Source organism: Methanococcus aeolicus Nankai-3 (assembly GCF_000017185.1).
Classification (GTDB): domain Archaea; phylum AGJL01; class Methanococci; order Methanococcales; family Methanococcaceae; genus Methanofervidicoccus; species Methanofervidicoccus aeolicus.
This window is the reverse complement of the sequence record NC_009635.1, coordinates 1099659-1113197: the sequence shown is the minus strand read 5'-3', so window position 1 is coordinate 1113197 and position 13539 is coordinate 1099659. Positions and strand designations below refer to the sequence as shown.

General features: G+C 29.6%; 5 protein-coding genes. All 5 read left to right on the top strand.

The window, feature by feature from the left end:
- Positions 1–4: 4 nt before the first annotated feature.
- On the top strand, positions 5–667 hold the full coding sequence (locus MAEO_RS05385) for a CRISPR-associated endonuclease Cas6 (protein WP_011973778.1): 663 nt from the start codon (positions 5–7) through the stop codon (positions 665–667).
- Positions 668–1456: 789 nt separating this feature from the next.
- Positions 1457–3295, top strand: coding sequence for a hypothetical protein (locus tag MAEO_RS05380; protein ID WP_011973777.1), 1839 nt, complete (start codon positions 1457–1459; stop codon positions 3293–3295).
- A 96-nt stretch (positions 3296–3391) separates the two neighbouring features.
- Positions 3392–6334 (top strand): hypothetical protein, encoded by a 2943-nt coding sequence (locus MAEO_RS05375; protein ID WP_011973776.1) that lies wholly within the window; start codon positions 3392–3394, stop codon positions 6332–6334.
- A gap of 111 nt (positions 6335–6445) precedes the next feature.
- On the top strand, positions 6446–7177 hold the full coding sequence (locus tag MAEO_RS05370) for a hypothetical protein (protein ID WP_011973775.1): 732 nt from the start codon (positions 6446–6448) through the stop codon (positions 7175–7177).
- Positions 7178–7338: 161 nt separating this feature from the next.
- Entirely contained in the window at positions 7339–13533 is a 6195-nt protein-coding gene (locus MAEO_RS05365) for a right-handed parallel beta-helix repeat-containing protein (RefSeq protein ID WP_011973774.1), read from the top strand.
- The last annotated feature ends 6 nt before the right edge of the window (positions 13534–13539 follow it).

Genomic DNA, 13539 nt, shown 5'->3' with positions numbered 1-13539 from the left:
AAATATGAAATTAAAAACAATGCACTGTAAATTAAAAACAGATAGACCATTAAAAAAATTTCAAACCTCTTATTTAAGGGGGTATATTTTAAATAAATTTAATAAATGCGGTCATAAAGAACTACACCACCACAGCGGAAATGGATTTATATACTCTTACCCCAAAATTCAGTACAAAATAATGGGTGGTAATGCTTATCTAATAGGCATAGATGAAGGAACAAATATTTTAGGAAGTATGGTACTCGATATTGACAAATTAGAATTGAATCATGAATTATATGATGTTGTTGATGGATATATCTCTGTAAAATCTGAGGATTTTGGAGCATGTGATGATTTAAAAAAATATAGGTTTGTATCTCCATGGGTTGCTCTAAATGAGAAAAATTATTTAGATTACAAAAAATTAAATGAGAATGGACGAAAAGAAAAACTTGAAAAAATATTGATAGGAAACCTGCTATCAATGAGTAAATACTTAAACTACACAGTAGATAAGAGAATAGAAGCAAATATTTTAGAATATGATGAAATCCCAGTTAAATACAAGGGAACTAAATTTATTGGATTTTTTGGCAAATTTGAAGTTAATTTTAATATTCCAAATCTGTTGGGGATTGGTGGGAAAGTATCAAAAGGATTTGGCTCTGTGTCGTCATTATAAAAGTTTCCATCCTTGTTTAATGGATGGAAACTAATGGCAATTATTAATGCACTATATCTATATCTATATCTATATCTATATCTATATCTATATCTATATCTATACACGCTAAAAAATACAAAAAAATAAAATAATTGGAAATTTAATAGTGGCTTATCTTACGGGCCCAGTATTTCTATTTGGTGGTGCATCCGTTAATAATGTTGGCATTACTTTGATTTTAGTTTTATGTGCAATGTTTACAACACGGGATTAGAGGGGGACAATAAAGAATTTTGAGGAGGGGGTTTAAAAGAAGAGGTTATTTCTCTTCCAATAAAATATGGCGATAAATCCTTATATATTGCAGGGATTTTTTTAATAGTTGCAGTTATTCTAATTTTATTGTCCTATATTATGGACATATTTAGAGAGATTTATTTAGTGGGGATAATTCTGTATGATATATTATATATATGTTCAATCGTTAAATTGTTGGAGCTCCTTCAAAAAGTGGTGCTAAAAAATCATCAAAAAATATAATGTATATCATGAATTTTATGCTTTTGTGTTGTATAATAGGTTCAATTTTAATATAAATATAAATATAAATATATTACAAGATATTATTAGTTTTTTTATTTTATCTTATTTTATTTTTTTCATTTTTGAAATAAAACTGTCTAAAAATGTCCTATAAAGTATATATATGAGATAATATGTTAAATTAAATAATAATATACTATCTACTAATTAATTTTATATCTTATTTTATATGCCTATCACAACTATATATTTGGGTGAACTATAATGAAAAAATATATTGCATTAATAAGTCTGTTGTGCATTGTCGGGGCAATATCTATGGTATCTGCCTACGGCACGAACGGACCATTAAAGGTAACTTATGAAGAGAAATATAATATAACTGGAACTGCCACATCAACTGGAGTAAATCCAACTGTTAATAATATCACTGCATATGTAATTATAAACAACACTGCAACTGATGTAAATGATACATTAAATGATGTATGGATTACAGTAAATATGACAAACAACATAACAGGTTTAGAATATTATAACAAATCTGGAACGGTTCTTGGAAATAATATAGCAGATTCTCCTGATGCAAAAACTGGTCTTTCAGGAGGTGATAAATATATACATATAAGTACTCTTGGACCTAACAGCTGGATTATATATACATTTAGCTACAATGTATCCAATGTACCCAATGCAGGAGCTCCTATTATTGTAGATGAAACCTATTCAACAACAAAAGTTCCCGCCAATACAGTAGTAAATTGGACAGTATATATGACAGTAAAAAGAAATGATTCAGTAACAAATTCAAATGTAAGTGTAGAAGTAGTTAAATATTTGAGTAATGACCCTAATAACTATGGAAATAGCACTTGGACACAATTAGATATATCAAATAATGCAAGTAGCACAGGTTCAACAGTAGTTTGGAATGGGCCTTATGTATCAAATAACAATGATGCTTTAAATTGGACCGATGTATTATTATCTGATAATTCTATACAACAGTTAAACTTCACAGTAAATGCAGATAGTTCATATACAGGTAGAAATGCATTAGAAATACCTTATGGATTTGCAGTAATTTACTTCAATTATAATAATACACATTACAATGCAACCTCTGTAATTCCTGGAATATTTGCATCAGGTTATGGACAAATTAGTGCAAATAAGCAAGGTCCTGAACAAGATGCAAGTGGAAATTATGTTTTATGGTATGAAAATGCAACCTTCAAAAATAAAGCAAAATCATATTCATTCAATCTAACAAATGTTAATATTTGGGCCGTAGATGGAAGTAATCCAACAACATTAGACCCATTCGATTCAAGTTTATTAATAAGTGGTTCAAATTATACCTATGGTAGTCCATTACCTACAACACTTGCACCAGGAGCTCATTGGAATACCTCTAAATTTAACTTTACATTTAGTAGTGTCCCAGTAGTTTGGGCAAACTGCACATTTAAGGTAGTGGATAATAATATAACCTTACTAAATAGGTCAGTAAATGAATATAGCACAAAATATGGTAGTGCATATATCATTACAGAAAAAATACAAATCGTTGGAAGTTATTTAATCAAGGTAACAAAACATATAATACCAAATGCAGATGGAACCTATGACATGTATATCGTAGTGGAAAATATTGGAAGCGAAACATCACCTTTCGTTTATGCCTACGATTTAATACCTCAGAACTTCTCAATTGTTGGTAGTATATCTGTAAATAGAACGGACATGTTAAATAACACTGGAAATCATTCGGTATCTGACCCAAGATATAATATGAGTATATATTGGGCATTGAATCCTCTCAATGGAGGAGCAGATGGGGATGGTAGTTATAACGATACATCAGAAATAACTAACAGTAAAACAGTAGTTATACACTATACAATAAATGGAACTGGTGTATTCAATCCATCAGATGCATTCATTGTAGGTATCGACCCTACGCATTCATTACTTCCTACAACCTCACCAAAGATAACACTTGTTAGTGGTGCAATAGCAGATAACTACGAACCATTATTGATGCTATTGAGTGGTTTAGTTGGTGTAGGTTGTATAATAAGAAGAAGAAAAAATAACTAAATAAATAATAAATTCTTTATTTCTTTTTTTTAATTATTTTTAATAATAATTTAACGATATTTGGGCTATGATAATTAATATTATTGGGGCAATATTATGGAATTTAAATATGTTATACTGTTAATGTTATTAATAGCATGTGTTAATACTATTTCAGCATCAAATATGATATTTTATGATAATTTTGAAAATTGGAGTGGGTGGGCCAATTATGGCTCTGGAACAGTATATCAATCAAATGAACAACATTATTCTGGAAATTACTCGTTGAAAAAAGATAATAATAACGACCCAAATGGCGGTTATAAAAATTTATCAGAAGTGGTTGGAAGGGATGTTGTTATTAGTGGGTGGATTTATAGACCGAGTAATTATAGTAGTGGTTCAATAGATAGGCTTGGTTTAGAGGATGAAAATTTTAATGGATACACCATTGCAGTGTCCCATGGCAGTAATAAAATATGGACAGATAAAAGAACAAATGGGGGTGCTGCTACCATATCTAATAAAATATCTTGGAATCCACCAGAAGATGAATGGTATAAATTTAAGTTGTATATATACTCCAATGGAACAATAACACTTTCAACATACTATAATAATGGAACCTTAGGGGCAACAGTTTCCACAAATGATAATACTTATAATTCATTTGATAGGGTAGTTATTCATGGGGGTTATCAATATTATGTTGATGATTTAGAGGTTGTAAATTTAAGTAGTCCCTTAAAAATTAAGTATGTGGAAAAATTTAACTCAGTAGCGGTTGCAGATGGAAATGGAGAATTAAATTACTCCTCAGGAGGTTTAGTGGGTCATTTTATTATTGAAAATACAGCCCCATATATTGATGACACATTGCATGATGTTTGGGTTGTAGTAAATATTTCAGACAATATTACACCACTAAGAGTAGTTTATAACGGCACTCCAAAAGGCGTTTATATTACCAATAATGCCCCATCATATACAGGAATTAATGGAAAAGGAACTGATTATATACACATATCGGAGCTCCCAAATAATAGTTATGTGGATTGTGCCTTTGATATAAACCCCTCAAAAACTCTGCCTATAACAATAAATGAAACCTATTCCACAACAAAGATACCTGCACATTACAATCAAACCTATTGGAATGTTAAAGTCGATATTATCCCAAATAAAGATGTAATTGGTAATAATACTGTATATGTTAATTTCACAAAATATCTGAGTAATAATTCATTTTATGAGGATTTTAACAATTGGAGTAATTGGCACCAATATGGGACGGGAATTATAAACTGGTCTTCAAATTTCTCCCACTCTAAAAATCATTCACTTTGGAAGGGAAACGACAATACGAGTGATTCTAACTATAATGACCCGAGTGGAGGATATTACATATTACCAAAACAGTACAATAGGACTATATCCCTTCAAGGTTGGATTTATAGACCTTATGCAAGTAGTTGGGCAGGTCCAATAGATAGGGTTGGTTTAGAGGATGAAAACTTTAATGGGTATACTATTGCAGTATCTCATAGTAGTAATGAAATATGGATAGATAAAAGAACAAATGGTGGTGCTAATAGTATATCTAATAAAATATCTTGGAATCCGCCCGAAAATGAATGGTATAAATTTAAGTTATATATATACTCCAATGGAACAATAACCTTAAAAATATACAATGAAAGCATGGATTATCAAAAAGAAGTTTCCGCAAATGATAATACTTATAAGTCATTTGATAGAATTGTAATAAGGGGAGGTCATCCTTACTATGTAGATGATTTAAGGGTAATTCCTTCAAATGATGGATTTTATGGTGATGAAAATTGGAGTATGCTAAATATAACAAATATGTCATACAATAGAGGAAATGCATATACCTTTGATGGAGAATACTTTAATAGTTTTTCAAATGCCCTAAAATGGTATAATATATCATTAAATAATTCTCAAAAAGCCGAGATAAACTTTACAATTCATGGTATTTACAACGGAAATATATCTAAAAGGGATGGTGCATTAAAAAGATATGGATTTGCAGTGGTAGAATTTAATTACAATGGTATATCCACAAATTCATCAATAAAAGGAGTTTATGCCTCAGGTATAGGGTCAATTTCTACAATTCATGGTTCTGATGATGAATATCATTGGAATGAAACTGCAACTTTCAAAAATAAGGCAAAATCCTACAATTTTAATTTAACAAGTTTGAATATCTGGGCAGTTAATAAATCGGCATATCATCAATGTTGGGACCCATTCGATAAGAGTATTTGGATTACAAGAGATAATGGATATGATAATGATAGCAATCATTCCCTAACACCAAACATTGAATTAGAACCCTCTGAATCTTGGAATACTCTGGCATATAACTTTACATTTGATGGCGTGCCAATAGTTTGGGCAAATTGCTCATTTAAAATAACCAATGACGATTATTCCATAACAAGAGAAACCGGAGGAATGGGAAATAAATATATAGTAATAGAAAAAATTTTGGTTGTAGGTTCCTACATGATAAAGGTAACAAAACATATCATACCAAATGCAGATGGAACCTATGACATGTATATCGTAGTGGAAAATATTGGAAGCGAAACATCACCTTTCGTTTATGCCTACGATTTAATACCTCAGAACTTCTCAATTGTTGGTAGTATATCTGTAAATAGAACGGACATGTTAAATAACACTGGAAATCATTCGGTATCTGACCCAAGATATAATATGAGTGTATATTGGGCATTGAATCCTCTCAATGGAGGAGCAGATGGGGATGGTAGTTATAACGATACATCAGAAATAACTAACAGTAAAACAGTAGTTATACACTATACAATAAATGGAACTGGTGTATTCAATCCATCAGATGCATTCATTGTAGGTATCGACCCTACGCATTCATTACTTCCTACAACCTCACCAAAGATAACACTTGTTAGTGGTGCAATAGCAGATAACTACGAACCATTATTGATGCTATTGAGTGGTTTAGTTGGTGTAGGTTGTATAATAAGAAGAAGAAAAAATAACTAAATAAATAATAAATTCTTTATTTCTTTTTTTTTAGAAAAAAGTTTAAATATGCCTTAATATAAAAATTTATAAATAAAATTAAAAATAAATCAGGGGAATTTGAGGGAAAGTATGAAAAAAATAGGCCTAATATTTTCACTATTATTGCTATCTACCCTATCTTGTAGTTATGCAGATGTTGAAAAAATAACTAATTATTCTATGGACATAAAAATAGATAATGGGCAAACTACGGTTAAAAATATATTTGCAATAAAAAACCTTGCATCATATCCATTAGTTCCAGGTATTGGAGAGTTGAGATTGCAGGAGCGAGGACCTAAAAAACTTTTTATTATACCGATTCCATTTACAAAGGAGGTTAAATCTATTGATATAAGCCATTTAGAAGGTTATTATAAAATTGGAGACGGTAAATTAACACCTATGAATGTTTATATAAAAAATAGTAGTAGTGATTTTACAACTATATGCTATGAGATTTGGGAGCCCATTGATAAATATTCCAATGTAACGGTGATATTAGAATATAATGCCGATATTGTAGATGACGGAATTTTATTTAAAACAGTATCTTTGCCAGTAGGTTGTGACATGGATATAGATAATTTAAATATAAAATTTAACTCACCTTATCACTTAACATATCAAGAACCTGATGGAAACAATTTTAGAGTTCCAAAAAATACCTTACATATTATAAAAGCAGAATTTTCAATATTGCCATTGCCAAAATTGCCAACTTATGGATATGTGTTGTTTTGGTTAACTGTATTGGCAATCTTGGTAATAATATTGGTATATACAGAGTTAAGATCCAATAGAAAAAAAGAAAATGAATAACACTCAATCTTTATTAATTATTTATCTTATTTTATTTTATCTTATTTTATTTTTTCATTTTTAAAATAAAAAACTGTCTAAAAAATGTTCTATAAATTTTAAATACTCCCTTAAATATATTATTATTATTAACAACAAAAAAAGTTTATAATGGGATAATTATGAAATTTATAAAGATTATTACAATGTTTTTAGTAATTGTTTTGTTGTTATCAAATTTTGCAATGGCCAATTTACCAACATTAAATGAATCAGCTTTAAATAACTCAAATATATCAATCTATGAAAATTTATCAAATATCTCCCAATTTAATAAAACATATAATATAACTCCAGATATAACTGATTCAGCTAATTTGAGTAATATGGCTGATAATTTATCAAATACAACTGAAAATCTTGAAAATGAAAGTAATGAAGATACACATTATTTAAATGTTTTAGTAGAAGGATATAAGGTTATTGTAAAAACTAACGGGATTCCATATGGATTTGCAAATGGAACTACCTTAAACTTTATTAACACAAGCAATGGGACTTATATTGTCTCTCCAGTTATTTTAAACATCCCTATTGAAATTTACGCAAAATTTGACAATGAAACATCAAATAAAACCATATTTTTAAACTATACAAAAAAATATGAAATAAAAAATAAAACAGTAATAATAAAAGATATCTATTTTCCATCAGAAAAAATAATTATAAAAACCAACTTTAAACCAAATAATGCTTATATTATAACTCCAAATAATAAAATTATTAATTTAAAAATCCATAAAGAAGGAAAAAATTACAGTTTATCGACAAAATTAAATAAAGATATTATATTGGGAAATTACACAGTTGTAATTGATAAATTTAAAAAATCTTTTGTTGTAGATTACTACAAAATTAACGCTGATTTTAACAATAGCTGTATTTTTGGTAATGTATCATATTATGTTAAAAAACCCAAATATGTTAAATTTATAGTTTACCCATCTAAAAAGAAAATAAATATTTCATTAACAAATGGAAATTTCAATATTTCTTTAATTCATTTAAGTAATATGTTAAATATATCAAAAATTGAAAAAATTGAAATATTGTATGGTAATGCAAAACAGAAGATGCATATACCTATAAATGTTAAAAATAAGAAAAAAATTAAAAAATTAGTTTCATATGACCCTATTAGCAAAGAAATAGTTATTAATCTTGAAGGCAGTAATAAGGAAATTGAAAAAACCATTGAAAAATACAGAAAAGAAAAAAAATATAGTATATTAAAAATAGAACAAATTAACAATAACTATGAAGTTATTGAAATTAGAATCAAAGCCGATAAGAAAATATTAAATGAATATAATTTTCCGATGGGTATTTTAAATACCACAGCAAATGAAAAAAAAATAGATAATACTAAAATTAGGGTTGAAGTGAATAATAAGTTGGACGATGTCTGGTATAAGTTTAGTTGTAAGATTCCAAAAGGATATGGTGTTAAAAAAATAGTTAGAGATGATGGTATAGCCATATTTAATAATATCTCAATAAATAGAACAACAGGGGAAGTTATTGGAAATATAAGGTGGTATATTGAAAATAATACATTGTATTTCTACGATGACCCAGTATATGGGTATGATATATCATTAACGCCCCCTAAACCAAATAATTCAATTGCTGTTGAATTGTCTTATGATGGACAGTCTGATGGAGGGTGCGGTCAAATTTCTGCAATTATCTTTCCTTATAATGAAGGGGATAATTCATCAACAATAGCTTCTTATGACCATGCGGGAAGAACGGGTGACAATAATTATGCAAATAATATTGATGCTGATGCAGGTTCAAAAATAGCAATAAGATATACTGTAAATACAAGAACAAGACAGTATGGAAATGGAGGAGACAATTTTGAAACTGCATCTAGATATTTATCTGAAATTAATAGGACAGACATTGCACTGAATACAGTTCCAAATGGTATTTTAGAGAGTTTAATTCTAACAGATATGTATGCTCCGTGGAATAATAAAAACTTAAATATCACTCAAAAAGTCATAATTAGAGGAAATAACAAATGGTTTGCTACGATTTATTATGTAAAAAATCCTACAACGAAAAATTACAATGATTTAAGATTTTTCCAAGGTATGGATTGGAATTTTGATGGAAGTTATCAGAATGACAATGCATATTATAATGGCTCTGACGATATAGTATATGGGTATGATTCTAATGCACCTGTTGATAATATACAATATGGCGGGTTTAAGTCGAATATCCCAAGTTATGCCCACGATGTTAATTACTATGGATATATGTGGAACGATATATCTAATAATAATTTAAATAACGCTTCATCGTACATTGGTGATGCAGGAACTGCATTATCATGGAGTAAAAATTCTTTAGCCTCTGGAGATATTTGGGTAATTCCAATAATTTGGGGATTGGGTTATAATTATTCTGATATGATAAATGATATAAACATTGGATTAAATGAACTATATGATGCGGGGGTTAAAAGTATCGATTACCCAAATAATGGGGATAGTTTTAATCCAAATATTCAAAAGATAATCTATGTAAATTCAACAATTGCTTTGTATGGGTTAGTGGATGCATATAATTTAAATGTTTCAATAAATATGAGCCAAATTAATGGAACTTATTCATATTCAAATTTCACTTTAATAAATCTATCAGTACCCCATAATGAAGAAAAAAAGATAAGCTTTCCAATAAATATTTCAAATATTCCGTATGGGAAATATAATATATCCATAAAAACAAACCTTCCAAATGACCAAAATAGTTCAAATGATGAAAAAAGCATTGTTGTATATATATCCTCATTTTCAATAACGCCAAGTTATCAGGAAAAAATAGGAAATGATGGGGACGAAATATACTATAATATAACAGTCAACAATAATGGAGGCGGTGATAAATTTGATATAAATATAACTAATTCAACAAAAGGTTGGGTAACAAAAATATATAATAACTCTTTTTTAATAGCCGAAGATAGCAGTGGAGATGGAAACTGGAATTATATCGCTAGTGGTTATGATTCTAATTCAAATAATTTGCCTGATGTATATATACCAAATGGTAAGCTCAATTTAACAGTTTTAAAAGAGATACCCCTTACAACTCCCTTGGGGGAAGTTGATTTAACTAAATTAAAGTTTATTCAAATATCAAATCCATTAATATATGATGATGTATCTTTCCAAACTTCAACACCTTATCCACCATCAGTTAAAAAAACTTTTTATTTACATGGAAATTCATTAAAAACATTAAACACCTCAGTTCCCCTAAAATCAAATAATTATACAATAATTGATGGAAACTCGTTAAGTTCCTGGTATCAATACCCAGTATTTGCAGATGACTTTGTTATAACCTCAAAAATTCCCATTTTATTATATGTAGATGATCCATCAGGAACAAACAGCCATGATGTTGTAGTTAGTATAATAGCTACTGATGGAAGCAGCTCATTCACCTTAGGAAGTGATAAAGAAACTATATTATTAAATAACAACATAAATCCTTACATATTTAATATTAGCCTATCATCAATAACTACAATACCAAAAGATTACTATTTAGTTTTAAGGGTGGAAAATCAGAATTCCCAGAGTCCTATAAATGTTTATCATGATTCAGCACATATATCGAATATAACGCTAAATACAACAACCTATGTTAAAGTTAACAATATATTCACTGACAAAACAGTTTATTATTCTGGGGATAATGCAAGTATTTTTGCCAATATTACAGACCCAATAGGCTCTTATGATATAAGTGGAGCAAATATAACAGTATTCTACCCCAATGGAACAATGTATTTAAAAGATTCAATGGATTTACAAGAAGTTGATGGAATATATCCATCATTCTGGAAATTATACAATTATTCGTTTAATCTACCGGTTAGTGGAACATATAATATATCCATAACGGGAATAGAATCAAATGGAGTTATATATAATAGTAATTATTCAGTCAAAGTCATACCAAAAATTATAAAAGGAACAATATATGAGGATTTGGGAGTTTTAGGGGAATATGATAAAAATGATAGTCCAATCTCAAATGTAAATGTAAGTTTAGTTAAAGATACAAATGCAAACGGAATCTTAGATATTAACGATTCATTTATTGAAAATACTACAACGAATTCAAGTGGGGGTTTTAATTTTACGGTAAATGGAGATGGGATTTACTTCATTGTTGTAAATTCAAAAACTGTTAATACAACAAGAGGATTAAATTCTGGATACACTATAAATAATATATGGGCTGAGGAAACATATCAAACGAATGATAGTAATTATTCCCAAGTTATCCCATTCTTTGGAGGTAGAAATGCAACAAAATCTGATGATTGGGGTAATAGAGTTTATGAGCATTATGTAAAAATAAACACGAGCAAATACAATAGCAGCAAAAATAATATTTTATTTGGATTCAGTTTTGATGTTGTTGTTAATACAAAAGATACCGATGACGATTCAAGTTCAAACAGATATGCACAGGGAACATTAAGGCAGTTTATAGAGAATGCCAATGCCATTAATGGAGCAAACCACATGTATTTTATTCCAATGGTGAATCCAAACGAAAATGATGGAAGTGGCAAGTGGTGGTCTGTTGCATTAAATAAAAAATTACCCATTATAATGGATAATATTACAACTATTGATGGAACTGCATATTTTCCAAATATGACGGTGAGAGATAGCAATCCTGGACAAATAGGGACTGGTGGAACAGTCGGAGTAGGGCCTGATGGTGTTCCAAATACTGGAGATGAACCAACTTTACCGAGATTTGACAAATTGGAGTTAGAGGTAAATGGAAGTGGGAGCTCCTATACTTTTAAGATAGGAAATGGAACAATCAATCCATCCAATGTTACTATCAGAAAAATAGCAATGATAAATTCAGGAGACGGTATTGAAGTCCAGGGAGGATGTAATAATTTCCTTATAGAAAAAAATATAATTGGTGTTAGGGCAAATGGTAGTTATCCCCCAATTAATAACAATATAACAAAAGAAGGTATAGTAATCTATGACAATACACTTCCCAATATTGGAGGAATAATTCAAAGAAATTACATCGGTTATTGCGGTCGTTACGATATAGGCCTTGGTAAATCAACCACAACAGGAAATGAACCACTTAAAACATTGGTAAGGTGGAATGAAGTCTTTGATGCAGGTCGCGATTCTAACTATAAATATCCAGATGCCATTGCTGTTTATGCCGATAACATTACAGTGGAAGAAAACCTGATACATGATACATACATGGGGAGCGGAACTAACCCAAGAAGTGCGGGAAAGGGTGTTGAAATAAGGTATGGCTCTGAAAATGCGGATATAATAGAAAATACAATTTTTAACACAGCCTCAGCAGGAATCCTTTTTGATGATGATAGTAACAATGGAGTAGTTAAATATAATATAATTCACGATTGTGGTAAAAATTACACCACCGCAGGGGTTGTGGTAAGCAGATACTCCGGTAGTCCAATAAATATTACAATATCTAAAAATTCAATGTATAACAATAGTGGATTGGGCATAGATTTAGATAACATAAATAAAACAGCAGGAGATGGCATTACTGCAAATGACGGTTTTATTTATTCATCACAGGCCAATTATGGTGTAGATTATCCTATTATAACCTACGCTAAACTTAACAGTACTAAACTTTACATTGAAGGCCATGTTGGAAATGATAGCGGTTCCTCAGCATTTGCAAATACTTCAATTGAGATATATTTAGTTAAAAATTCAAGTGGTGGAGATAATTTAATAGGAAATAATATCTCCTCAAACGGTTCGGTATTGGATAACCATTATGGAGAAGGCTGGATTTATCAGGGTAGTTTAACAGCTGATAACAATGGGAATTTCAATGGAACAATTAATATTTCTGGAAGGGGTGTTGAAAAAGGATGTTTAATAACTGCAACTACCACTTTAAAAGGTAAAGGAACATCAGAATTTGGTCCGGATTATTTGTTAATAAAAAGGATAAATATTTCAGCTGGACTTTCTGCAATTTTGGAAGATAATCATATAAATATATCAATAACGGTCAAATCATACAACGATGTAAGTAATGTCTATGTCTATTGGGTAAAACCAAATAACTCAAATGTAACAAATGTCTCTGGATACTTCAATAAATTTAATAACACTAACAATGTCTATCGGTTTAAATTCAACGATATCTCTGGGGGAGAAATTAAAAAAATAAACATAATCTTAAACATCTCTGAAAATTGTAGGGTATCCGATGCATATAACCTAGGTATAGATCCTCCTAACTAATTATAT